This window comes from Corynebacterium mustelae, assembly GCF_001020985.1.
GTDB classification, from domain to species: Bacteria; Actinomycetota; Actinomycetes; order Mycobacteriales; family Mycobacteriaceae; genus Corynebacterium; species Corynebacterium mustelae.
On record NZ_CP011542.1, the window covers coordinates 1248719 to 1273524 of the forward strand.

The 24806-nt window shown below is 52.5% G+C and carries 27 protein-coding genes; 16 read left to right on the top strand and 11 right to left on the bottom strand.

Translation table 11 applies throughout. The features are described from left to right. Nucleotides 1-24: 24 nt before the first annotated feature. A complete protein-coding gene (locus CMUST_RS05875) occupies nt 25-1794 on the top strand; it encodes a hypothetical protein (protein WP_047261729.1) in 1770 nt (589 codons plus the stop codon). On the opposite strand, the gene CMUST_RS05880 is transcribed toward CMUST_RS05875, so the two are convergent. The 3 genes from CMUST_RS05880 to CMUST_RS05890 all read right to left on the bottom strand — a co-directional run bounded on the left by CMUST_RS05880 (nt 1791) and on the right by CMUST_RS05890 (nt 5413). Beyond that, nucleotides 1791-2753, bottom strand: coding sequence for a hypothetical protein (locus tag CMUST_RS05880; RefSeq protein WP_047261730.1), 963 nt, complete (start codon nt 2751-2753; stop codon nt 1791-1793). The two genes, CMUST_RS05875 and CMUST_RS05880, sit on opposite strands and share 4 nt — an antisense overlap. A 253-nt stretch (nt 2754-3006) precedes the next feature. Next, nucleotides 3007-4368 carry an amino acid permease gene (locus tag CMUST_RS05885; protein ID WP_047261731.1) on the bottom strand — a complete coding sequence of 454 codons (1362 nt, stop codon included), beginning with the start codon at nt 4366-4368 and terminating at the stop codon, nt 3007-3009. 133 nt (nt 4369-4501) lie between these two features. Continuing rightward, nucleotides 4502-5413: a DapH/DapD/GlmU-related protein gene (locus tag CMUST_RS05890; protein ID WP_047263423.1), complete on the bottom strand. Its 912-nt coding sequence runs from the start codon at nt 5411-5413 to the stop codon at nt 4502-4504. 158 nt (nt 5414-5571) lie between these two features. Here CMUST_RS05890 and dapE point away from each other — a divergent pair, with 158 nt between their 5' ends. From dapE to CMUST_RS05930, 9 genes are all read left to right on the top strand, one after another. Beyond that, nucleotides 5572-6660, top strand: coding sequence for a succinyl-diaminopimelate desuccinylase (gene dapE, locus CMUST_RS05895; protein WP_047261732.1), 1089 nt, complete (start codon nt 5572-5574; stop codon nt 6658-6660). A 26-nt stretch (nt 6661-6686) separates the two neighbouring features. After that, on the top strand, nt 6687-7469 hold the full coding sequence (locus CMUST_RS05900) for an LOG family protein (protein WP_047263424.1): 783 nt from the start codon (nt 6687-6689) through the stop codon (nt 7467-7469). Between the two features lie 2 nt (nt 7470-7471). Then, nucleotides 7472-8332, top strand: coding sequence for a dihydropteroate synthase (folP, locus tag CMUST_RS05905; RefSeq protein ID WP_047261733.1), 861 nt, complete (start codon nt 7472-7474; stop codon nt 8330-8332). Beyond that, a complete protein-coding gene (locus tag CMUST_RS05910) occupies nt 8329-9087 on the top strand; it encodes a glucosyl-3-phosphoglycerate synthase (RefSeq protein ID WP_047261734.1) in 759 nt (252 codons plus the stop codon). Before folP ends, CMUST_RS05910 begins: the two co-directional genes overlap by 4 nt. A 21-nt stretch (nt 9088-9108) precedes the next feature. Then, the gene (locus CMUST_RS05915) at nt 9109-9450 is read left to right on the top strand and encodes a DivIVA domain-containing protein (RefSeq protein ID WP_052844558.1); all 342 of its coding nucleotides are present in this window, start codon (nt 9109-9111) and stop codon (nt 9448-9450) included. A gap of 140 nt (nt 9451-9590) precedes the next feature. Beyond that, on the top strand, nt 9591-9761 hold the full coding sequence (locus CMUST_RS16320; protein ID WP_083987430.1) for a DUF3117 domain-containing protein: 171 nt from the start codon (nt 9591-9593) through the stop codon (nt 9759-9761). 81 nt (nt 9762-9842) lie between these two features. Then, the gene (locus CMUST_RS05920; protein WP_047261735.1) at nt 9843-10709 is read left to right on the top strand and encodes a methyltransferase domain-containing protein; all 867 of its coding nucleotides are present in this window, start codon (nt 9843-9845) and stop codon (nt 10707-10709) included. 9 nt (nt 10710-10718) lie between these two features. Then, nucleotides 10719-11249 (top strand): P-loop NTPase family protein, encoded by a 531-nt coding sequence (locus tag CMUST_RS05925; RefSeq protein ID WP_047261736.1) that lies wholly within the window; start codon nt 10719-10721, stop codon nt 11247-11249. Further along, complete coding sequence (locus tag CMUST_RS05930; RefSeq protein ID WP_144414138.1) at nt 11246-12199, top strand: serpin family protein; 954 nt, start codon at nt 11246-11248, stop codon at nt 12197-12199. The genes CMUST_RS05925 and CMUST_RS05930 overlap by 4 nt, the downstream gene beginning before the upstream one ends. Here the strand turns inward: CMUST_RS05930 and CMUST_RS05935 are convergent. After that, on the bottom strand, nt 12196-13647 hold the full coding sequence (locus tag CMUST_RS05935; protein ID WP_047261738.1) for a GH32 C-terminal domain-containing protein: 1452 nt from the start codon (nt 13645-13647) through the stop codon (nt 12196-12198). The genes CMUST_RS05930 and CMUST_RS05935 overlap by 4 nt on opposite strands. Before the next feature lie 136 nt (nt 13648-13783). Continuing rightward, a complete protein-coding gene (gene glgA, locus CMUST_RS05940) occupies nt 13784-14956 on the bottom strand; it encodes a glycogen synthase (protein ID WP_047261739.1) in 1173 nt (390 codons plus the stop codon). 92 nt (nt 14957-15048) lie between these two features. Here glgA and glgC point away from each other — a divergent pair, with 92 nt between their 5' ends. Then, on the top strand, nt 15049-16275 hold the full coding sequence (gene glgC, locus CMUST_RS05945) for a glucose-1-phosphate adenylyltransferase (protein WP_201779227.1): 1227 nt from the start codon (nt 15049-15051) through the stop codon (nt 16273-16275). 75 nt (nt 16276-16350) lie between these two features. Here glgC and CMUST_RS15900 read toward each other — a convergent pair whose 3' ends face one another. The 3 genes from CMUST_RS15900 to CMUST_RS05960 are packed head-to-tail and all read right to left on the bottom strand — an operon-like array spanning nt 16351 to nt 18512. After that, nucleotides 16351-17121, bottom strand: a complete 771-nt coding sequence (locus CMUST_RS15900) for a phage regulatory CII family protein (protein ID WP_052844559.1) — start codon at nt 17119-17121, stop codon at nt 16351-16353. Next, nucleotides 17121-17807, bottom strand: a complete 687-nt coding sequence (locus tag CMUST_RS15905) for a DUF6891 domain-containing protein (RefSeq protein ID WP_052844560.1) — start codon at nt 17805-17807, stop codon at nt 17121-17123. Before CMUST_RS15905 ends, CMUST_RS15900 begins: the two co-directional genes overlap by 1 nt. 21 nt (nt 17808-17828) lie before the next feature. Beyond that, nucleotides 17829-18512 (bottom strand): O-methyltransferase, encoded by a 684-nt coding sequence (locus tag CMUST_RS05960; protein ID WP_083987431.1) that lies wholly within the window; start codon nt 18510-18512, stop codon nt 17829-17831. A 136-nt stretch (nt 18513-18648) separates the two neighbouring features. Here CMUST_RS05960 and sigE point away from each other — a divergent pair, with 136 nt between their 5' ends. From sigE to tatB, 3 genes are all read left to right on the top strand, one after another. Continuing rightward, nucleotides 18649-19302 (top strand): RNA polymerase sigma factor SigE, encoded by a 654-nt coding sequence (gene sigE, locus CMUST_RS05965; RefSeq protein ID WP_047261741.1) that lies wholly within the window; start codon nt 18649-18651, stop codon nt 19300-19302. 149 nt (nt 19303-19451) lie between these two features. Further along, nucleotides 19452-19895, top strand: coding sequence for an anti-sigma factor family protein (locus CMUST_RS05970; RefSeq protein ID WP_236690169.1), 444 nt, complete (start codon nt 19452-19454; stop codon nt 19893-19895). Nucleotides 19896-19937: 42 nt separating this feature from the next. Further along, the gene (tatB, locus tag CMUST_RS05975) at nt 19938-20402 is read left to right on the top strand and encodes a Sec-independent protein translocase protein TatB (protein WP_047261742.1); all 465 of its coding nucleotides are present in this window, start codon (nt 19938-19940) and stop codon (nt 20400-20402) included. Here the strand turns inward: tatB and CMUST_RS05980 are convergent. The 3 genes from CMUST_RS05980 to CMUST_RS05990 are packed head-to-tail and all read right to left on the bottom strand — an operon-like array spanning nt 20399 to nt 23420. Next, nucleotides 20399-21538 (bottom strand): Mrp/NBP35 family ATP-binding protein, encoded by a 1140-nt coding sequence (locus tag CMUST_RS05980; protein WP_047261743.1) that lies wholly within the window; start codon nt 21536-21538, stop codon nt 20399-20401. The genes tatB and CMUST_RS05980 overlap by 4 nt on opposite strands. A gap of 17 nt (nt 21539-21555) precedes the next feature. Then, nucleotides 21556-22131: a DUF1003 domain-containing protein gene (locus CMUST_RS05985; RefSeq protein ID WP_047261744.1), complete on the bottom strand. Its 576-nt coding sequence runs from the start codon at nt 22129-22131 to the stop codon at nt 21556-21558. Nucleotides 22132-22136: 5 nt separating this feature from the next. Next, the gene (locus CMUST_RS05990; protein WP_047261745.1) at nt 22137-23420 is read right to left on the bottom strand and encodes a magnesium transporter MgtE N-terminal domain-containing protein; all 1284 of its coding nucleotides are present in this window, start codon (nt 23418-23420) and stop codon (nt 22137-22139) included. Between the two features lie 215 nt (nt 23421-23635). Here CMUST_RS05990 and CMUST_RS05995 point away from each other — a divergent pair, with 215 nt between their 5' ends. Together CMUST_RS05995 and CMUST_RS06000 are read left to right on the top strand one after the other, a co-directional pair. Further along, on the top strand, nt 23636-24070 hold the full coding sequence (locus tag CMUST_RS05995; RefSeq protein ID WP_201779240.1) for a general stress protein: 435 nt from the start codon (nt 23636-23638) through the stop codon (nt 24068-24070). Between the two features lie 52 nt (nt 24071-24122). Further along, complete coding sequence (locus CMUST_RS06000) at nt 24123-24806, top strand: hypothetical protein (RefSeq protein WP_047261747.1); 684 nt, start codon at nt 24123-24125, stop codon at nt 24804-24806.

Genomic DNA, 24806 nt, shown 5'->3' on the forward strand with positions numbered 1-24806 from the left:
GCGGAACTGCCAAAAAGGAAGTCAATGTTTACAACACACCACATGATTCGCTGCGGATTCTTTGTGGGGGAGGATCAGCCCCAAAACGTTCCAATGGAACGGCTTGAGTGCGTTTCCACGCAACTTCACGATTGGGGATTTTGTGTGGAGTGTGAGCAGTTGACGTTCTTAACACCCGCGCAGTTAGACGTGTTGGTTGAACAGGCACACACGGTGAAAGAATCGCGGAGCGGGTATCAGGAATGGAGCCAGAACAAACCTTGTGGGGAACTGGTTTTTCAGCCACTGACTCTCCGCACCCTAGATTGGCAGCTGGTTCGGAGAATGTGGGAGAAACGGTTCCCGTCGAACCTGGCGGATCGGTGGTTTCTGCGTGACATCATTTCGACGTTGTGCACTGCGGCGGAATCACACACAACCGCCACCAAAGAATTCGCGCAAACCAATTTCCGTAACCACAACAACCGGCTCGCGGTGATCCGGGAATTAACATCCGTTGGAATTGACAAGGCTGATGTTCTTACGGTCGCCCTTGACCAGTGCCGAAATAGTGTGGAGATGCTCACCTGCATTCTTACCGCGTGTCACCCACGTGGAGTTATTGTTGACGCTCCTCGGCTGCGGACCCAGGACTTCCGCGTGCAGTTGGAAAGCATTCCACGGCGACTACGCGTGGTGATTGTTTTTGCTCTCTCTCGTTGCGTTGAAGACTGGGATGTCGGATTGTTGGTACGGTACCAGCGGTATTGGCGGCAGGTGTTGGCGAAGGTTCATCCCTATGACGTGCGCGGGTGGGAGCAGGCCCGGTTTCAACTCGATGTGATCCACGGGAATCGCGAGTGGGCGACACCGATTGCTCAGTTAGATCGGGCTTTCGCGCGCCGGGACGCTGCTGGCGCGTTGACAGTTGCGGCAAAGCACCCAGGGCTACTGATGCGGAAACTACGGCAGCTTGTGGTCCTCATTGATGATGACCGGCAGTTGCGTGCCAAACTACGTGGAGCTGTGCAGGTCGCCGCGTGGCAGGCCAATCCGCGAACCGTGATGCAGGCGCGGGATGCGCTTTTGCTTGACGACGACCGGCTGACGTGGGTGCTAACGAAAGACTATGGGTGGGGTATGGAGTCCCAAGGGATTCCAACCCGAACACTGGTGCCGGATCATGTGAATATTGATGATTTGGTGAAGGTGCTGGACACTGTGGTCGTCGAAAAGCTTGGTTCGACCCGCCTAACTGCACCAGTAGGGATTGATGGGGTAGGGGCGGTGCTGCGGATTTTTGGGCTGTGGTGGGGCTGGGACTTTTTCATGGATGTGACGTTGCTTGATGACATGTTTCAGGAAATCACCGACCAAGTGGCGGTTAAAACGATCCAGGAGAATCTCCGGCCGGGTATAGGTATCCATTATGCAGACATTGATTCTGAGGCAGTGTCCGCACGGTACGCCGTGGTGCATTTCAGCGGGCATGTGTGCGTGGGGGAGGTGTTTAACCGGGTTGGTGTGTACGCTACCGACCTTGCTACCACACCGGATTCGGAAACTGTGATGCGCATAGAAACTTCAGGGGTGATGCATAGTGCCGAAAACAACTGCTTTGCATGCGCGATTGATCTGAAAGAGCGTACCTTCATCTGGTTAGACATATCCATGGGGACGCAATGGTGCAGAAAATTCCAAGGTGAAAACAGATCAGGCATGGTGCTGAAATCGGTTTTTGGATCTGGAAGCTCGATAGAAAAAGAAAACCGTGTCAGATGGGTATCTGACACGGAAACTAGCACTAGCGATTAGTCAAAGAGGTCTTTCAGCCCCGGAATCGCATTAAATATTCCGCTTAGCGCCTTGAACAGCTTAGACAGCATTTCGAGAAGGCCACCCTTTTCGGAGCTGCTGGAGCTGTCGTCATTGGAACCTGGAATCTTAGGAGTGGAGGTCTTGGAGCTGCTCGTAGAAGTTGTAGGCTTCTGGCTGCTTGGCGACTGCGAAGTTGTGGGTTTCTGGCTGCTTGGCGACGACGTTGTCGATGGTTGCTGGCTAGGAGGTTGCTGCCCTGGTGGCTGTTGGCCAGGCTTGAGGCCAGCACACTGGTTCACAGCTGGAATGAGTGGATCACGGGCATCTTCGTGAATATCGACTTGGAAGTCGAACAGCTCGTGTGCGTAGCCGATGTAGTCGTTATTGTCGTCATCATCTTTCGACTCCACCAATTGCCGCTGCTGTGCAAGTGGTGCGGCGGCAGCATCGTAGGCGCCCTTCACACTGGCAGGGGTTTGATCCTTCACAGCGTCCAGCAGGGTAGCGCCACCCGCGATGGATGGGATGGTGCGCAGCTCTTCCAGATTGGATAGACCGCTGAGTTTCTTGGCGAAGTTAGCGACCGTCAAAATCTCTTTAATCTGTTCGTCCGTGAAGTTTGGACGCTGAGCTTTGATTCCGGCAGTGAAAGCGGCATCAGCTGCTGCGTCTGCCAGCGGGGCCGCCCGCCATTTATCAAACTCGGCTGCTGGGTAGTTGTTTTCGCGCTGGAAGTCCTGCAGGTCTTCATTTGCGTCCCTCACAATTTCTGCGACGAGTGCGCGGTCGCGGGCTTCGTCAGCTGCGCTCCAGGTGAAGACGCATTTTCCATCTTGGTTCAGTGTGGCATTGATTGCACGGTAGTCGTCGTACGCAAGGGCTGGGTTGGCGCCCAGGCCAATGCCAAGTGCCGCGGTGCATGCCACGGCTCCGAGAATTCGGGTTACGTTAGCCATGATGTCTCCTTTGACTTCTTTTGAAATGGACTACGTGAACAAAGCCCGATGATAACAAAACGTTATAAATTCGGAACCGTGATATGTATGCAAAACCTTTTGCTTGGGTTTTTATTATATAGTTTCGTTATTATTCTGCCCGGTAGTATGTGTGCTTGATATGCCCTCAATTAAAAAAGTGAAATGAGACACAAAACCCGCCAGGGCGGTTATTGCGCGTCCTTGGCGGGTGGAAAGTTAGGTGACGATGGCCTTAGGCTTTCTTCCTGGAGAAGAAGCTTAAGGCCACGGTAACAGCAAAAACCACGGCCACGGCGGTGATTTGCGGGCGCGAACCTGCGTCGAAAAGCATCAGCGCAACCAAAATTCCCAACAGAATCAAACAGATAATAGCCGACCATGGGTGACCTGCCATGCGTACAGTTGTGATCTCATTATTACGTACCAACTGTGGATGTAACTTGATCCAGCTAGCCGCGATCATCACCCACAAAACGATTAGGCAACCACCCACGGCGTTGAGAAGGAACGTAAGAAGACCTGGTGGGTTCCAAAACTGTAACCCTACAGACGCGAATGCGAAGAACATGGACAAAAGTACCGCATTCATGGGTACGCCCTGGTGGTTTGTTTTCGCGAAAATTTGTGGCGCGTCTTTGCGTAGTGCTAAAGAATGAACCAACCGGGAAGTGCCGTAAATCTGCGCGTTAAACGCCGACAATAAAGCAAGGACAATAACTGCCTCCATGAAACCAACAACACCAGGGATGTTTGCCATACCCAAAATGACGGCGAACGGCGACTCAGCGGCGGTTTTAGCGCCGCCGATTGCTTCATAGGGCAGAAGCAGAATGATGATCAATACTGATCCCAGGTAAAACAATGAAATGCGCCAAATTACAGACCGCACGGCGGTGGCTATAGCAGAAGCAGGATTCTCCGATTCGGCCGCGGCGATAGTTACCAGTTCGATGCCGCCGAAGGCGAAAGCTACCGCAAGCAGCCCAGCCGCAAGCCCAGAAACTCCATTAGGCATAAAACCATGTGCGAGGAAGTTTTTGGTGCCCACAAACTCAGTTCCTGGCAGCAACCCAAACACCAAAAGCACGCCGATAATCAAGAAAGCCACGATCACGGCAACCTTGACGAAAGCAAACCAGAATTCAAATTCGCCAAAGCCACGTACCTGAGCCAGATTGACAATGGCGAATCCCACAACGCAGATAAATGCGGGGATCCATGGGTCAACTCCGAACCACTGCCCCATGATTGCGGCGGCACCAGTCATCTCGGCGCCCATCACCATGGTCAGCAAAAACCAATATAGCCAGCCGATCGAAAAACCAGCCCAATGCCCAAATGCTTGTTGGGCATAAACCGAAAAGGAGCCCGAGTTCGGACGCGCAGCGGCGAGCTCTCCGAGCATTTGCATCAAAAGCACCACCACTAATCCGGCGAAAATATAGCCAAGGATAACGGCCGGGCCAGCGGCTTGAATGCCGACGCCGGTACCGAGAAATAACCCGGCGCCGATCGCGGAGCCAAGCCCCATCATTGTGAGGTGGCGGGTTTTGAGCCCTTTACCCAGACTGGTGCTGTGATCTGATTGTGTCATAGAAATGACTTTAGCCTGGTGTAGACCAAAACTATGCATCGGGTGGCATAAAGCTGATTATTATGTGGCGGCAGGTATCGAACTTTTCCCGGAATAACATGGGAATAGTGTAATTATGGCCGTCAAATATCCGCTAAATAATTCGACGTGCAACTGGTTCTGTGGAGTCCGCTTCCATGTGAATCGACCAGTGGGACTGCCCAGCAATCTGGTTGGCAGTGCCAATCGTGTCGGAATCAGCAAACCGAATCAGTGTCGTGGGATCTAGCACGATGTTATGCCCCACATGGACATTATCGCCTAAGCTCAATCCAATAATTGTGGAGGAAACTCCGAATGAACAATTATCACCAATCGACATGGGGTTAGGTTTGGCGGAAATAAGAGAAGCAGAAATCCCTAAGTCCACGCCGGTGCCGATAACGGTTCCAGAGGAGATGCGGCCTTCCACTCGACACGGCCCAAGCGTGCCAGCATTGTGGGAAACAAAGCCCTCTCGCATGACCCGAGTTCCTGGTGCTAAATATGCCCCTAGTCGTACTCGTTCTGCCTCCGTAATCTGAACTCCACTAGGAACCACGTAGTCGACCATGCGGGGAAGCGGATCGATGCCATACACATGGATTAAACCTCGGGATCGCAACGCGGTGCGCATATGCTCAAAATTATCCGGCAAACACGGGCCTTTATTGGTCCACACCACGATGGATAGCTTCTTAATCGCGTGCTCCATATTCATTTCGCATGGCTGCACCATTCGGTGCGAAAGCAAATGAAGCCGCAGATACACATCATGAGCATCAAAGGGAGGAGAATCAAGATCCTGGATTGTGGTGCGCACCGCGACCTGTTCAACCATCCGGTCTTCATCCAGATTGACCATGCTTAGTAATTTAGGTGGCAAATCCTGGGCGCCGAGTCGCACCGTACCCGATGAAGAAGTGATATTTTTGAATAATTTCGGCGTCGGAAACCACGTGTCCAATACGCTGCCGTTGCTGGCTATGTTGGCAATGCCGATTGCCTGTGCACCAATGACGCTCATGGTTTCAACGATACTAAACCTATGGCCAAAACCATTATCTCCTAAAACACGCACCGTGATATGAGGCGGATGAGCAATAAAACCTTACGGTGGCCAGCGCAACCGCTACGACACAGGTTTTCCCATTCGTGTTGCAGTAGGCAGGTATGGTGTAGGACATGGTGAATCTCCTTGCTGATCCGATAGATCTAACCGCTGATCTTGTGAATATTTACTCGGTTTCCCACGCGGAAAAAGACATTGCGGATACTTTAGAAATAGCACTTCAAAAAATCCCCAATATTGAAGTGTTACGGCACCAAAATTCCTTGGTTGCCCGAACCAGTAGGGGGTTTTCGCATCGAGTCATTTTGGCCGGGCATGTCGACACTGTGCCAACGGCAGACAATATTCCGGTAACGAGGGGGCCAGATAGTAACGGCAACGACACCTTATTTGGATGCGGAACTGTTGACATGAAATCAGGTTTGGCGGTCTACGCCCACGTGTTTGCAACGCTTGCTAACGATCCCCGGTTGCAATTCGACTTGACCCTTATCTGTTACGAAGGTGAGGAAGTAGCCAGTGAATACAATGGCCTGGGGCTTATTGAAAAAACACACCCCGATTGGTTGACCGGTGATGTGGCACTGTTGGGTGAGCCGTCGGGCGCTGTGATCGAAGCAGGGTGTCAAGGGTCGATCCGGCTACGGGTAACCGCCCACGGTGTGCGAGCTCACTCGGCGCGAGCCTGGCTTGGAGAAAACGCCATGCATAAATTAGCACCTGTAATAACCAATATTGCTCAGTATCAAGCCCAAGAAATACTCGTTGACGGTTGCTTGTACCACGAAGGTATAAACATTGTGCACTGTGAGTCTGGTGTCGCCACCAATACCATTCCGGATGAAGCGTGGATGTTTGTCAATTTCCGCTTCGCTCCGCATCGGAGCATTGACGAGGCATTAGCTCACTTGCTAGAAGTGTTAGATTTGCCAGAAGGCGTGGATTTTGACGTTGATGATGCGGTTCCTGCGGCGCGTCCTGGCCTGGATCAGGAAGCCGTCGCTAAGCTTATCGACGCCACAGGCGGCACATTTCGGGCAAAATATGGGTGGACCGATGTTGCACGGTTTAGTGAACTAGGAATCCCTGCGGTGAACTTTGGTCCAGGTGACCCATCTTTCTGCCACAAGAAAGATGAACAATGCCCAACCTATATGATCACGGAAGTAGCAACCACCCTCATGGCGTATCTCACCGCCTAATGAATAACAACTTGATTGGACAAAACATGACTCCTCGAATAACTCCCTCTGATGTGAAAAAACGGTTTCTACGCGGACCCGTCTTGGTCCGAGAATCCGGTGAAGTCAATGAATCAACCTATGATCAGCGGCTACTTGAGTTAGGGGCAGATCACGATTGGATCCATGCCGACCCGTGGCGTGTGTTGCGCATTCAATCAGAATTCGTTTCTGGCTTCGATGCACTTAGTGAACTACCACGAGCGGTCACAGTTTTCGGATCCGCCCGCATTAAACCCGACCACCCGTACTATGAGTTGGCGCAGGAAACTGGCAAAAAGCTGGTGGAGGCGGACTATGCGGTAATCACCGGTGGTGGCCCCGGCCTGATGGAAGCGGGGAACAAAGGTGCATTTGAGGTCGACGGATTATCCGTCGGTCTAGGCATCGAATTACCCCATGAACAAGGACTCAATGAATACGTAGACATTGGAATCAACTTCCGGTATTTCTTTGCCCGCAAAACAATGTTCCTCAAGTACTCCCAGGCCTTCGTTTGTCTACCAGGCGGGTTCGGCACGCTTGATGAACTATTTGAAGTCCTTTGCATGGTGCAAACCGGAAAAGTAACCAATTTTCCCATCGTGCTCATCGGGGTGCGGTTCTGGGAACCAATGGTGCAATGGCTCAAAGATAGGTTAGTCGATGAAGGAATGATCGACGCGAAAGACCTCGACTTATTCTTAGTCACCGACTCGGTAGACGAAGCCGTTCAACACATCGTTGCCACCCACACTGTCATGCGGGAAAACGGCAATAACAAGTTGTAGCTATGACCATTCGAAGCGCATTTATCGGCGACGATGGATTAGCCGCCGTGATGGCAATCATCAATCGCACCCCGGATTCTTTCTATGACAAAGGCGCCACCCAGCTTTTCGACGACGCCCTCGCCCGCGCCGAATCGGTCATCGCCGAAGGAGCAACAATCGTAGACATCGGCGGAGTGAAAGCAGGCCCCGGCGACTTTGTCAGCAGTGCAGAGGAAATCGATCGGGTGGTTCCACTGATTGCCGAAGTACGACAAAGGTTTCCCACGATAGCTATTTCAGTCGATACTTGGCGCTCCGAGGTGGCCGAACCGGCAATCACAGCCGGCGCAACTCTCGTCAACGACACCTGGGCCGGACACGACCCAGAACTCGCTCAAGTGGCAGGACAATACCAGGTTGGATATGTTTGCTCCCACACCGGGGGAGTAACACCCCGCACCCGTCCCTATCGGGTGCATTTCGACGACGTAGTTGAAAGCGTCATCAAAGAAACCACTGAGCAGGCCGAACGTGCCGTAAGTTTCGGGGTTCCCGAAGACAAAATATTCATCGACCCCACCCACGACTTCGGCAAAAATACCCATCACGGACTCCTACTCTTAAGAAGAATAAAAGAAATAGTATCCACCGGGTGGCCGGTTCTCATGGCACTAAGCAATAAAGACTTCATCGGCGAAACCCTCAACCGAAGCGTCGACAAGCGAGTAGCAGGCACCCTAGCCGCCACCGCCTGGTCTGCCCAGCACGGTGTTGCAGCCTTCCGATCCCACCAAGTCACAGAAACCGTAGACGTCATCCGGATGACCGCAGCGATCGCCGGAACCGTCCCGCCACTCATAGCGACGAGGGGACTGGCATGAATCCCTCGATCTCTGTCGTCATCCCAGCACTCAACGAAGAAGCAACCATTGCAAAAGTAATCACCGCCATTCGTGCCAATGCTCCTGCAAACCTCATCGAAATCCTGGTGATTGACGCAGATTCACACGATGCAACCGCCCAACGTGCAGTAGAGGCAGGTGCAACCGTGTACAACTGGCGCAAAATACTCCCGACAATCGATGTTCACCCGGGCAAAGGCGAATCACTCTGGCGCGGTGTCGCAGCGGCAAAAGGTGACATCATCGTATTTATCGACGCCGACCTCAACCACGTGCCACCTAAGATCGTCGAAAAGCTCACCGCGCCGTATAAAAATCCCGAAATTGCATTGGTGAAAGCAGACTACACCCGTAGTTTCGGAAGTACACCCACCGGCGGTGGGCGCGTCACCGAACTCTGCGCCAAACCCCTCCTACGTGCACTATTCCCAGAATTATGCTTTATCAATCAACCACTAGGCGGCGAATACGCAATCCGACGCAGCGTGGCAACGAACCTCCCCTTCGTCGGCGGCTACGGGGTCGAAATTGGTTTGCTTATCGACGTCGCACACACCCACGGTACACAGGCGATCACCCAAGTTCCGCTCGGAATACGCAGCCATAGAAACCGCCCCCTGGAACAACTTGGCCCGATGGCTGAAGTGGTAGCAACGGCGATCCTCACGCGCGCCGGGTGCCGCACCCAATCCCAGGTTTTCCAGCGACCTGCACTAAAGTCACTATCAAACTGATACCGAGGAGAAGATGTAAGAATGATTGTGGTTTCGTGGATCGTACTTTTTATTTTGGTGATCATTTGCGCCATCGCGTTTTTCTTCATCTTCGCCAACGTATTCACCAGCGGTGAGAAACTAGAGCCGATGGAATCAGCACCGGATGTAATCGCCAGTAACCGGGCAGCTGCTCAGAATGGGGATACCGAGGCCATTCGGTTTGACACTGCAAAACGCGGGTACCAAACCGATCAAGTGGACGCATTGATCGCTGATCTGCTAGACATAATCGACGAGCTTAAAGATAAAAACGCAGGTTACAGTCATCTTCGGCCATCCGTTGCAACTGAAGTGAACCAGGCGGATCTTCGGGATATGTAACCTAGACAAATGCAGTGAGTAAGCGCACCATTTCGCTGACCATACAAAAGGCTGACAAAACAGTTAAGATATGTAGTAATGCTGTGTTTTGCTTTCAGTGGGAAGGCAAGCAATAACAAGTTGGGAATGGTGAAAAATACATGGCTGCTATGAAGCCTCGCACCGGCAATGGTCCAATGGAAGCGGTCATTGAAAGTCGAAAAATCGTCATGCGGATACCCACCGATGGCGGGGGACGGCTGGTGATTGAACTTAACAAGGAGGAAGCAGCTGAGCTCGGCAGCTTGCTCACCGCGGTGGCTGAATCTTAACCCACTTGCACCTTGGGTTCGTCGATGAAATACAAGACGAATCCTTTTTTCATGTCGTAAATCTTCAAGGAGTAACCCGCAGTGCTTGCTGATATCATCGATTTGCTCACCGACCCCATCGATGGCACCCCGTTAACCGGGGTTGACGGTTTTAGCCGGTTAGTTTCCGAATCAGGGCACTCATTTGACGTGGCGAAGCAAGGCTATGTGACTCTCGCTGGTGGCGCGGGTTTGCGGTACAGCGGCGACGATCTTTCCATGATCCAAGCCCGGGAAACCTTTCTCTCCTCTGGGCATTTCGCACCATTTGTCGAGGCCATATCAACCACGGTTGCCCAGGTTTTCGACGACTCTGGGATGCCTGATGACACCGAACCCGCAATTGTCGAAATAGGGGCCGGAACCGGCTATTACTTGTCGCATATTCTTGACTCCATCCATAATTCGCGCGGAATTGGTATTGACGTCTCGGTTCCAGCGGCCAAGATTTTAGCGAAGTGCCACCCCCGGGTTGGTGCAGTGGTCGCGGACGCTTGGGCGCGCCTACCGATAAAAGACGCAAGCGTGGACGCCATCGCAGTGGTCTTCGCCCCGCGCAACGCCTCTGAATTTGCCAGGATTCTCAAACCCGAAGGCGAAGTCATCGTCATGACCCCGCAGGCCGGACATCTGGCGGAGCTGCGGGAACCACTAGGGATTATCGATGTGGAAAAGGGCAAAATCGACCGAATGCTTGAGCAAGCATCAGGGCATTTGGTACCAGTGACGGAACCAGAAACCATTGAATTTGTGATGCAGCTAGACCAAGACTCTATCGCTACCCAGATTGGTATGAGCCCATCAGCTAGGCACATTCACCCTGACATTCTTGCCGAGCGTATCGCCACCTTGCCCACCACAATGGCAGTGACCGCGCGTGCGACGATTACCAGACTAGGTAAGGCTTAAAAGCTTGACATGATGAATAAAATCATCGTCGCTGGGGTTTCCGGAGCAGGTAAGAGCACTTTATGTAAAAAGATCGCTGTATTAACCGGGATTGACTACACAGAACTAGATAGTTTGTACCATGGCCCGCACTGGATAGAGCGAGAGACTTTCATGACCGATGTGGTTGAAATGGTACGTTGCCCTAGCTTTATCTGTGAATGGCAGTATCCGCAGGCAAGAGACACACTTGCGGCCAATGCCGAGGTATTAATTTGGCTTGATTTCCCATACTGGCGGGTGGTATTCCCACAATTGATGTATCGGACAATACGTCGGAGGATTACAGGTGAACCGCTATGGTCAGGAAACCGCGAACCTCCACTGTGGCGAGTCTTGGTGGATTCCGATCATGTAATCCGTTGGTCAATGAAAACCCGACACGATCTGAAGCACCTTATCAAAACAACAGCGAACAAGTACCCGCAACTAAAAGTCCTTCGGTTTAAAAACCATAATGAAGTACAGCGCTGGTTGAATTCGGTTATCATAAAACGGTGAAATCACCGATTGACCTGTATCAACTAGGTTGCAGGATTCTTCAGTCAGGTAGTGCCAACAGTGTTGTAAGCCCGGTTGGGGCAGCGGTGTCATACGCTGCTAACACAGCTGAACGTAATCTGGCTGAGTATCTTTCAATGTGGCGGCGGTGGGCAGGAACCCCCACGACACAGCCAGAGAATCAGCCAGTGGTGACCATTTCTACCAGGATTGTTCATGTGCCTGAGATTAAGGTTCCTGACTTTGGGCACATTCCCGAGGTTGAGGTAGCAGCGGGGGAGATAACCCAGGAAGATCTAGACCGGTGGGTGCAGAAAGCCTCCGCAGGATTGATTATGCAGTCGGCGATTAAACCTACTTCGAATCTGGAAAAAGTTGTGCAGAATGTAGTGATGTTCGCTGCCACATGGCAGTATCCATTCCAAGCGGCTAATACATCTGTAGAAGATTTCACCACCGCCACCGGTGACGTGATCCCCACCCCGATGATGCGAAGCGATTACGCATTGATTCCGGCACTTAAAAACCCACGGTGGCAATCGGTTCGGTTAAATTACAGTGATACGGGGCTGGCTGCTTTTATCCTCATGCCGCAAACCTTCGAGCCAGTAACTGCGCAGGAACTGCTTGAGGCCGTGGCGGAAGTAAATATCACCGAGGAAACACGTGTAGATTTGCATCTTCCCAAGCTGGAGCTAGAATCTGCCAGCGATTGCAGCATGCTTTTCGACGGTTCCACCGACCTTGTCCATCAAGCAACCCAACAGGCGATGCTGCGGGTGGATGAAGAAGGCACTGTTGCCGGAATTGTCACCGAAGTGGCGATCGCTTCCATGCTGCGTGATCCGGTGGAACGCTTTAGCTTTGACAGGCCATTTTACGTAGTAATAGCCGACACCAGCGGCCTTTATCCGCTGGTCATTGGATACGTGGCTAATCCGGCTGGTTAGCGAATAACCCCTTCGTCGATTGCATCAAGGTAGTCGTTCATAAGCGACATTGTGGGGGTAATCACATCGTAATGCTCCACCTCGACGCCCTTGGTGTGATGGATGATAAAGTCCTCACAGGTTCCAGTGAAATATACCCGGCTAGCCAAAGCGACCTGGCCACCATCGGCGAAAACCTCCACCGTGGAACCATCAGTGACAATAGTGACCGCATCGGTGTCGTCCTCACCCAAAGGAGCCACTGCAACTGCATCACCCGAGTGGTGGGGATTCATGGAACGGTCTAGTTCCAGATGGTCACCATAATGCGTGATCGTTGCAGCAACCTGACCGATGGAGTCGATCAGCTCCACTGTGAGCGATTCACCAGGAGGTACTTCGAAAACCATGGTGAAAACTTTGGCGTGATCTGACTCTTCAACAGCGTGAATCAAACCGGCGGCGGGAGTTTGATAGAGGACCCCATCTTGTAATGTCACCCGGCGAGGAAGGGACAGACAGTTGGCCCAATCTTCCTTCAGGTAACTTTCATGCTGATGTCCATCATCGAGTCTGCCTACACCATTCATCAGGCCGAAGATATGGGCATCGTTGTAGGACTTCATCAAATCTGGGGTGCGACAATATTGGTTGGTATTACGCGGACGCGTGAAATCATGTCCATGATCTATGCGTCTAAAAGGTTCAGATACGGTGAAGGTTGTACCAGATAAAGTACCCACCAAGTAACCAGAAATATCAATGCCACCCTGCTCAATGGTGATGATGAGAACGTCATAAAGCTCGTCCCGCACCTCGTCCCGTAACCGGATGATCCGAGGTGAGACGATACATGCACTATCAATTCCTGTCTCACCGACGAATGAAAGTGGTCCTTGCAACTGCCATGTCAAACCGTCAGATGACCGTAGAATCACCAATATTGGATCATCTGCACTACCAGTCACCGCCAACATGAGCCAATCTTGATGTCCATATTCCCGATCGGAACTATCCTGCCAATCAGGAACCACGCACGGCGAGCGGAATCTGGTCAACCCTGCTTGGTCGCCCACAACTTCGCCTAATCGCTGCACATTGGGATCGACTTCCCATGGAATGTCACTGACCGTTTCTGTGGTAGCGACAATATCGCCAATTTTCGCAGCATGGATACTACGCCCAGCTTCGGTTACTGCGGTGAAATAGAGCATGACATCGTCACCAATTGTGACAACTGAGCCTGCTCGAAGGTCAATCTCCCCAGTATCTGGGGCGAGTACGTCATCGCATTCTTCAAACACGAAAGGCTCGTCTTCTGCGAATTGGTGAGCCCACCGTGCCCCTTCGGTGTCACGCGGTCGGAATTGGTGGAAGATGTGCCAACTCTCGCCATCGAAAAGCGCGCCCGCAGGGGCATCCAAAATTCCAGTCCCGGGCGTTACATGTAGTTCAGGGCGATGTGTCATCTGGGGGATCTCTCCTTGTCCGGAAATGAGAACAGCACGTCAGCCCCGAGGGTAGTAGCAAACTGAAAATCCTGCAGAACCTCGGGGGCGACCACGTTGGAAAAACACACCTTCGGTGGTTTCCGACGTGGGAAAACTACATCAGCGACCGATAAACATCCACGGTTTGCTGCGCAATCGTATCCCAAGAGAAGTCCGAAACTGCGCGGTCACGTCCAGCCACACCAAATTTCTTTGCACGCTCTCTGTCTGCCACCATCTGATTAACCGCAGCAGCAAGATCACGTTCGAAACCCGTCGCATCCGCCTCATCATAGTGAACCAATGTTCCCGTTTTGCCATCAACGACAACCTCAGGAATACCACCCACATCAGAAGCAACAACCGCAGTTCCGCAGGCCATGGCCTCTAGATTGACGATGCCCAGCGGTTCATAGATTGACGGGCACACGAAGCAATCCGCAGCGGTGAGGATCTCTTGGATCTTCTCTTTTGGCAACATTTCCTGCACCCACACGATTCCGTCACGTTCCGCCTGCAGCTTGGCAACCAACGACGCCGTCTGCTCCGCGATCTCTGGGGTGTCCGGCGCTCCTGCACACAGCACGAGCTGCACACCATCATCGAAATGCCGGGCGGCTTTAACCAGGTGATTCACGCCTTTTTGGCGAGTTATCCGGCCTACGAAAGCAACAATTGGCCGATCCGGATCTATTCCTAATTCCCGCAGAATCGAATCCTCCGCGGCATCAAAAGTTGGGCGCGGCTGCCACAGCTTCGTATCGATCCCATTCAGCACCACATGAACTTTGTCGGCATCCACTCGCGGGTAGGCACGAAGCAACGCTTCTTTCATTCCTTCTGAAACCGCAATCACTGCATCTGCATACTCCATTGTGTTTCGTTCCGACCAAGAAGAAACTTCGTAGCCGCCCCCTAATTGTTCCCGCTTCCATGGACGATCCGGTTCCAAAGAATGCGCTGTGGCAATATGGGGAATACCGTGCAATAGCCCGGCTAAATGACCACCTAAACCCGTGTACCAGGTGTGGGTATGGACGACATCGGCGGCTTTGGCAGCCTCGGCCATCCGCAACCCAGTGGAAAGAGTTTGAATTGCCGGATTAGCAGACGCTAGCGCCTCATCTACGCCGTGGACATAGACATCTTTCTCATCCCGCGGCGCGCCCATGCAATGCACATCAACATCAACGATATCGCGCATATATCGGGTTAGTTCGGTAACGTGTACTCCCGCCCCGCCATAGATCTCTGGCGGATATTCTTTTGTCATCATTGCAACTCTCATAACTTAAAACTTAGCCCGGTTGCGTAACAATTGTTGGTGTTATTTATCGCATTTCCGCAATCACCAAGCAAAGTTCGGAAAACCCATATAGATTGGGCAGAGTGAGGAGTCAAAACAACGTTTTAGCAATCGTTCTCGCTGGCGGCGAAGGAAAGCGCTTATTTCCGCTCACAGAGGATCGCGCAAAGCCAGCGGTACCATTCGGCGGCACGTATCGTCTTATCGACTTCGTGCTTTCCAACCTGGTCAACGCCGGATACCTAAAAATCTGTGTGCTTACCCAATACAAGTCGCATTCATTAGACCGGCATATTTCCCAATCGTGGCAATTCACCGGACCGACCGCCCAATACATCGCATCGGTTCCGGCTCAGCAACGCCTTGGCAAACACTGGTACCTGGGGTCGGCGGACGCAATTTTGCAGTCGCTTAACCTCATTTATGACGAAAAACCCGATTATGTGATTGTATTCGGTGCTGATCACGTCTACCGGATGGACCCAGAACAAATGGTCGCTGAGCATATTGCCTCTGGTAAAGCCGTATCAGTAGCTGGCATTCGTATCCCACGGTCGGAGGCTAAAGCATTTGGTTGCTTGCAGGCTGACGACGAAGGAAACATCACTGAATTCCTAGAAAAACCAGAAAACCCGCCCGGAACTCCAGACGATCCGGACATGACTTACGCCTCCATGGGCAATTACGTTTTCACCACCAAAGACCTGGTGGAGGCACTCAAAGCCGACGAGATTAACCCGGACTCTACCCACGACATGGGTGGCGATATCATCCCGTATTTCGTGGCCAAAGGTAACGCCCACGTCTATGATTTCTCCAATAATCACGTACCGGGTTCGACCGACCGGGATCGGGGGTACTGGCGGGATGTGGGCACCATCGACGCATTTTACGAAGCCCACATGGATCTGATTTCGGTACACCCGATCTTCAATCTGTATAACCAGCAGTGGCCAATCCGTTCCACCGACCTAGGTGAATTACCGCCAGCGAAGTTCGTTCAAGGCGGCATCGCCCAATCCTCAATGGTGGCCCAAGGGTCGATCATTTCCGCCGCTACGGTTCGCAATTCGGTGCTTTCTACTGATGTGATGGTGGAAGAAGGTGCAACCGTGGAAGGCTCAGTGTTGATGCCTGGTGTCCGCATCGGAAAAGGTGCAGTGGTGCGTCACGCCATTCTTGATAAAAACGTGGTGGTATCTGAAGGCACTTTGATTGGTGTTGACCACCAACGGGATGCTGAACGCTTTGCCATCAGCCCCGGTGGGGTGGTTGTGGTGGGCAAGAACACCGTCGTTTAAACCGCTGGATATTCCCGTGGCTCCCACGTAACCGGCTGGGTGAGAGTAAAAACCCTCACCCAGCCGGTTTTTGCATTAGCAATCCCACATTTCGGGTAGGGTTTCGGCGAAGGTGGCGATGTGGCGGTAGTGTTGTGCCCATAAAGATCGTGTTTCGCCGTGGTCGATGTAGCGGTCGGCGGTGAGGTCGACGATTTTTTCTGCTTCTTTATGCATTTGTTCTGGGGTTCCTGCCCAGCTGTTTGGCCAGTGGCAGATGTAGGGTTCGTCGTTTTTCATGTGGACGATTGATACGATGCTGCCGTAGCTTCCGACGGGGGATAGCGTGATGAGGTGTTGCTGACTGGTGATTTCGATTGGGCGTGGAACATTAAAGACGAACCCGTTTGAGTTCAGGTAACAATTGATGATCCCTGAGGCGGTTAGACGGAGTGATCCGTGTATCTGTGCTTCTGGTCCGATCGTTAGATCACCAGCCAGCCATACGTTGTCAGTAACGTGACCACCAGCAACATGAACGGCATCACGAATCTCAGCAGTTCCAGATACAGTGGCGGTTCCGGCGACCAAAGCTGTCCCATTGATTACTGCCTTTCCAAAGACTGCCGCGTTGTCCTTGATACGCGCCCGGCCGATCGCGGAAGCACGGCCAAATAATTCTGCTTCATCAGAAACCCAAGCGGCATCGCGAAGGCGAGGTTTGCGCCCGCTAGGAGGCTCTAACCAACCTCCTACATCACCTGCTTTGACTCGTTGTTTGGGAAGATCACGGGTGGCGCGGATACGGAATAACCGAACGCCGTGGGAATTGATTTTTGATTCGTCAGTTAGCTCGTAATGCAGCATTAGATCTCCGCGAAATAATCACAGTTACTCAGCAGCATGCGCGTGTCTGTGTTGTTATTCCACTTATAGCCGATGTTAAAAGCCCTAAACGTTGGCCGCAGAATCTCATTGGCCAACCGTATGCACGTGTTGCTATAGGCAGCCTGCCGCTCAGACCGGGTGAACCCGGTTAATTCTGCTTCTGAGTACCAAGATTCAAGCCGAATGTCATATCCAATATAGGTTTGATTGGTGTTGATGAGGCTTTCAGCGTCCTGATTGTGGAAATACACGAAACCGCGCCACTGTGGTTCGGCAGACATGACATCCCATGCCTCCGCCGTGGCACAGGTGGCGCAGCACGTGAAATTTTGCAACGCCAGTATTTCTTGTTCGCGCAGTTCATTGAAGGCTGCGCTAAGCCTAGATGGTTGAAGCTGGCCGGTGGCACGTAACCGCCCAATCTGAAGCCGACGAGCTTTGACCAGGTAATTGGCGGCTTCGGCGGCTTGTGTTGCTGATGGCGCCTCCGTGAAATTACGAGTCCCGTAGGTGATGTCGTCGGTAAGCGCATCAATGCTTGTGCCTAGGGTGATCATCCGCCAACAGTGGTTGATTGCATCCTGCGCCTGCTCTTCGGTACAGCCTAAAATGGTGCCAACATCCGCCGCGCTGACAAACTCTGGAATTTCGGTGTGTGCTGGCATAGGGAAATCCGGCTTTCCCGGTTAGTTTTCCTTGGTAACAATTGTCAGCCCCGCGCCGAGTGGAAGTCGAGTGACATGGACGTCGTCAAGGGAGCGAATGTATTCGTCGGTTTCTCGAGCCGCGATGGTTTCTCGATCTTTTCGGCTGGTGTCAGACAAGGTGCCGTCGAAAAGCGTATCGGCCAGAACCACGGAGCCCCCTGGTGTGAGCAGAGGTAACGCTGCATTGACGAAAGCACGCATGTCGATGGGGGAGACCTCGCCGAAGATCAGCTGGTAGGACTCAGCAGCAAGCCGACTCATCACATCAAGCGGGCGGGAAGGCAGAAACCGGATACGCGATGAACTGTAACCTGCGCTACGGAAAGTTTCTTTGGATAGTTTTTGGTGTTCTGGTTCCGGGTCGATGCAGGTAAGAATGCCGGAATCGGAAAGACCTGCCAGCAGGTACAGCCCCACAACGTTTGCGGCAGGGGTCACTGCTATAGCGCCTTGAGCTTGGCAGCTGGCAGCGAGGGTGGTGAGTAGTTGTCCGGTCATAACATCGGGCACCATGAGTCCAAATTCTGCTGCGGCTTCCCGTGCGGCGGTCAAATGGACGCTGGAACTCGAGGTATTTTCGATATAGGCGCGTAATTCGGCAGTCACGAAGCCTAGTTTAACCCGCAATTCAATTCCGTAGGAATCTGGACTCGCATGAAACATCCGATAAAGCTGAACGGATTTGCATCAACGATGCCTGGCAAGCCCCCATAATTGATATTTCTGCGGGGCGACGTTGACAGTTAACTCACAGACTTTTGGGTGGTTTTCCCAAGTTCGGTAAGGCAGAATATGTGACATGACAAACGTGCATCCAGTATCGCTTAACTCCGAATCCGCTGGACGTTTTGATGCCGACCATGCGGAAGAAATCCAGCTGACTGGAACAGCCGCGTTTGATGCTGGGGTGGGGGAAATGCCAAGTTGGGGTGAACTGGTGGAGCAGCACGCCGACAGTGTGTACCGGCTTGCGTTTCGTCTATCGGGTAACCAACACGACGCGGAGGATCTCACTCAAGAAACCTTCATGCGGGTGTTTCGTTCAATTAAGAATTACCAGCCAGGCACCTTCGAAGGGTGGCTGCACCGTATAACAACCAACTTGTTCCTCGACATGGTTCGACACCGATCCAAGATTTTCATGGAGGCGTTGCCGGAAGACTACGAACGAGTGCCGGGTACGGATATGACACCGGAGCAGGCATATTCCGTCGCCAATCTGGACCCAGCGCTCCAAGAAGCTCTTGATGCGCTTGCCCCAGATTTCCGTGTTGCCGTCGTATTGTGCGACGTTGTGGGTATGAGCTATGACGAGATCGCAGATACCCTTGGCGTGAAAATGGGTACGGTGCGATCCCGGATCCACCGGGGGAGGTCGCAGCTCAGGGCAAGCCTGGAGGCGAAGGCAGAGGTGGATAGCGATGCAAAGCTGTTGTTGCCTGTGAAGAGCTAATTCAATTAAGTAGTAAGTAAAAACGCCCCGCTTCGCTTTGAGGCGGGGATTTGCTGTTGGGGGAACTTATTGCAGTTATCAGACGTTTAATCCTTAAGAAAACACCAATAGCCGATAATAAATGCTGAATGTGAGGTGAATGTGCAGCAATGACTGATCACTCATCAATCGACCCAATGGGCGGCAACCGCCGAGTCCAGCCAGCCGGTCGTAATATCACCGCATTCATTCAGATTTCTGCCACGACCAACCGGGTTTTTGCCAGTACCGATCACTTACACCCTGAAGCTGTAGCGGCTTTTGTCGACAACGAATTAAGCGACATCGCGACCCACCGGGCTCAGGTTCACTTAGTACACTGTCCGGAATGCCGCCAGGAGGTAGAGCGGCAGCGGCGCGCGGCAGAGCTGTTACGAAAGTCTTGTGCTGCGGAGGTCAAGGTTGCGCCCGAATTCATGCAGCGGCTCATGGGAATAGCGCATTCTTGCCCCGACGGCCCGTGCGCTGAAGAATCATTCCGGCAGCCGGAGACTTTCCTCGATAAGATTGACCTGATTGCCCGGGCGGTTCGACGAGGACATCACGGAAAATAGCCACGATCGTGGATTTGCCGTCCAATTAGGTAAGGTAGATGTGTGTTTGATTCCATTGGCTGGTTTGAGATCCTCTTCATCCTCATTATTGGCTTAATAATCATTGGTCCGGAGAAAATGCCCGGCGTGATTGAGGATGTCCGTGCCGCAATCTTCGCCGCTCGACGCGCGATTGATAACGCCAAAAAAGAACTCAACGGGGAATTAGGGGACTTGGGCAGCGAATTCGACGATATTCGCAAACCCATCAGCCAGATCGCGTCTATGCGGGCAATGGGGCCGAAGGCGGCCATCACCAAGGCACTTTTCGACGGTGACGAGCGTTACCTTGATGATTTCGACCCGAAAAAAGCACTTAGCGAAGAGAATCTGACCGGTAAAAACCAAGCCCAGCCACGCACCCAATCGACGCCACCTGCGCAACCACAACCCACGCCACAATCGGAAGCGCAGCCGGAAAGCAGTCACCGCAAGGGTGGTAGTTTTTCTTACGACGACATCACTTAGGACTCAGCGCGGCTGACCCCTAGGTTCAGGCTTTTACCCAACAACGAATCCTTACGAACCACGAGCTTATCCACAATCCCCATAATTGCCTGTGCAGTCGGTGAACCTGGGGCGCCGACGACGATGGGTGTCCCAGCATCGCCACCTTCTCGCAGTTTTGGATCCAGCGGAATCGAGCCTAGCAAAGGGACAGCGGTCCCGGTGAGAGTACTTATCCGCTCCGCCACGTTGGCACCACCACCGGAACCAAACACGTCCATAACACTGCCGTCCGGTAAAACCATCGCTGCCATGTTTTCGATAACGCCAGCTACTTTCTGCCGGGTTTGTAAACTGATGGTTCCGGCTCGTTCCGCAACTTCCGCTGCGGCTGCCTGTGGGGTGGTAACAATAAGTAATTCGGCGGTGGGAACCAATTGCGCAACCGAGATCGCAATGTCACCGGTCCCAGGTGGCAAATCAAGCAATAAGATATCTAAATCCCCCCAGAACACATCGCCCAAGAATTGCTGAATCGCACGGTGCAGCATAGGGCCACGCCACACAACCGGGGAATTATCTTCAACGAAATGCGCGATCGAGATGTGTTTAATGCCGTGTGCTTGTGGCGGCATGATCATATCATCAACCGGGGTTGGGCGTTCCACGCAGCCAAGCATTCCAGGTACGGAGTGTCCGTAAATATCCGCATCTAAAATACCAACCTTTAGCCCACGGGCCGCGAAACCAACTGCCAGATTCACCGTCACGGAGGATTTACCCACCCCACCTTTACCGGAGGAAACCGCGAAAACCCGGGTAGTGGAATCTGGCTGTGCGAACGGAATAACTGTTTCTGTTTGGCCACCACGTAACGTCTCACGCAATTTTCGACGTTGCTCGTCATTCATTGCGTCAGTGGTAACAGATACTTCTCCGACCCCAGGTATTTCTTCAATCGCTGCCTTGGAATTAGACACAATGGTATTTTTCATTGGGCACCCAGCGATAGTGAGATAAATTTCAGCAGCGACATCATTACCTGAAATGGATATGGACTTCACCATTCCCAATTCAGTCAATGGCTTGCCAATCTCCGGGTCTTCCACCCGTGATAGTGCCTGACGGACTTGTGCTTCAGTAATCGTTGTACTCATAACAGTCACTAACCTTACTACGGTCGGTCAGAGCGACCAGAACGGCCTTGAATGGGATCGTTAAGATCTTCGTGTGCGGCTTCACCAGCATGGTGCCGGGCGGCAGTGCGGGCGGCGGCTTCATCGTCCAACTTGGCCTCAATGCGTTCAAGCATGTTGTGCACATCTTCTAATTCGTGGCGCAGATAGTCGCGGGTGACCATGTCGCCTATTGCTAGTCGCAATCCGGCCAACTCGCGGGTGATGTATTCGGTATTTGATTTTGTCTCGAATGCACGCCGCCTGTCCTCATTCAATGCGATACGGTCCCGGTCTTCCTGCCGATTCTGCGCCAGAAGAATCAACGGAGCGGCGTATGCCGCCTGGGTGGAGAATGCCAGATTAAGCAGAATGAACGGGTAGGGGTCCCATTGCCACCAGAAAGCACCCAGATTGAGAATCACCCAAATAACCACAAAAACGGTTTGCCACATAAGGTAGCGGCCGGTGCCAAAAAACCGGGCGACTTTTTCTGCGTATGCTCCGACGGTGTCGTCGTCAAGCTTAAAAATACTCTTTTTGCCGCTTAACCGGGGAGTATCTAAATCTGCCATTGAGATTAATCCTCCTTTATTTCTGGGCGGATACCTGTATCGCGCCAGTCATCGGGCAATAAATGGTCGATCAGATCGTCCACCGCAACCGCCCCGAGCAAATGCCCGTCACTATCAATCACTGGTCCGCAGACCAAGTTATACATAGCGAAATACCGGGCGGCGGTTTCCTGGGAATCATCGGCATACAGCGGTGGTAAATCCGGATCCAGGCTGCCTGACACCAGATTTGATGGGGGTTCACGCAGTAGCTTTTGCAAGTGAACACAACCAAGGTATTTCCCGGTGGGTGTGGCTGTTGGTGGGCGCACCACAAACACCATTGATGCCAAGGATGTTGGCAGGTCAGGATTACAGGCATGAGCCAGTGCTTCGGCGACGGTGGTTTGTGGGCTAAGAATAAGCGGCTCGGGCGTCATCAGAGCACCCACGGTGTCGGGATTAAAACTCATCAATCGACGCACCGGTGCAGATTCTTCCGGATCCATCAATTCCAGCAGTACATCTGCCTTTTCATCATCCAATTCGGACAATAGATCGGCTGCGTCGTCGGGATCCATTTCTTCCAGAACATCCGCCGCACGCTCAATATCGAGCGTTTCCAACAGCTCTGCTTGCCGGTCTTCACTCATTTCCTGCAAAATGTCGGCCAACCGTTCATCGTCAAATTCACTGGCCACGGTGTGCCGTTGGTTTTCCGGCAAATCATAGAGTGCGGTAGCCACGTCAGCAGGTCGCATATCTTCAAATTCTGCAATCAATTCAGCGGCAGCATCGGAGATGCCAACGCCAGCAGCAGTGATGCCGTGTACGTGTTTCCACGGCACAATAACGATTTCCGGCCGTCTGCCGAAACTCGGACGGCTTCCGATCACCGCAACGGCAGAGATCGCCCAATCCCTGGTTCTGGTTCGCTCTAACTCAATGTCAGCAACCTCAACCGGTTTGCCGTGGAATTTTTCTAATTCTGGATCATCAACCTGAACTTTTGAACCGATAATATCGTGGATGATGGTCACCTCACCGGATCGTGCCTTAAATGCACGCAACGAAACCGATCCCGAAACCAACATGATCTCGTGCGGGTCAATCGAAGCGACCCGCAACATCGGAAGGAAGATACGACGTTTATTGGTCATTTCTACAACTAGCCCAAGCACCCGAGACGTATGCCCCTGGGGGCGGACGTTAACAACCACATCCCGAACCCGGCCAATGACATCCGTTTCCGGGCCGCGCACAACCATACCCGCCAGTCGGCCAGCGTAGACACGTGTAACTTCACTCATGTCACCCTAGTGTAGTTCAGTCGCGGTAGAAGCAATAAGAGCCGGTTATATGGGAACTTTTCCGCAGGTTGCAGCGTTTACAATGTCAATAAAGAAAAAGTAAAAGCCCCTATAAGGATACCACTGTGTTTTCCAATTCTGAGCCGCACAATTCGCATAAACCAGCGCCGAAACCGTTTAACCCCAATAGGCGAACTCGTCCCGAAGGATGGCCGGTGGGTAGTTTCAGTAGTTACGAAAAAGCCCAGGCAGCGGTGGACATGTTATCAGATAAGCAATTTGACGTTTCTGATCTCACCATAGTGGGCGTTGATCTGATGGAGGTGGAAAAAGTCATCGGCCGGTTAACATGGCCGCGAGTGATTTTTAACGGGATTGCCTCCGGAGCGTGGCTTGGGCTGTTTTTCGGCCTGCTGCTTGGCATAATGAATAATCAATGGGCCATGTCGCTTCTCATCGGTATTTTCATGGGAATGGTGTTTTCCACAGTGACAGCTTCCGTGCAGTACGCGATGCAAGGTGGACGGCGCGACTTTGCTTCCGCCACCCAAATTGTCGCTGGACGGTACGACATCCTATGTGCTCCGCATTCTGCCCGGCAGGCGCGGGATATGATTAGTGAGTTTGTAAATCGAGGTGGCGTACAATAACCGCTAAACTAAGACACGCATATCACCTCAACCAATGACTTTGTGGAGCCTCATGACCGCGCCAAAAACTTATTCTCTTTCCGCACTAGTTTTAAGCTGCGCGGTATTACTGAGCGGATGCGCAAACCTGGAGCGCTTCGAACCAGGACCCGACCCGGTGCCGGATAGCGAAAAAGTGGTAGAGATTGCTGTACGGTCCAATTCAGTTGAGCAATTAGTTCTAGGGGAATTGTACAAGCAGGGGTTAGAGCGGCTGGGGCGGCCAGCCACACTGAATATGGGGCGGTTAGGGCTTGAACATAGCTTCGACCGGGTGCCGAATGGGGCAGCGGATGTGGCGATTGTGTGCGCTGGACGTATGTTGGGCCAGGTGCAGCCGCAAAAAGCCAAAGAATTAGAAATGGAATTTTCCGCTGCGGAGAAAGACGTCAATTCCGGTGACCAACGCGAAAAAGTTTATCAGGCGGTGATGGGGGCGCTGGGAGATAATGTTAATGCTACCGACCCGTCGAACGCGCTCGGATGTAGCGATGAGCTCTCGGCAATTCCGCAGCACATCATACCGATTTATCGAGTTCCTACGCTCAACCGTGAGGAACGCGGTGCATTGAATATCATCTCCGGTACGATCAGCACCGAAGAGCTTGCAGAATTGGTGGAAGAAAGTAAAAAGGTACGCAACACCAGTGAGGTCGTTATGAAATACCTTGACGATAACGGAATTTTCTTCCATTAA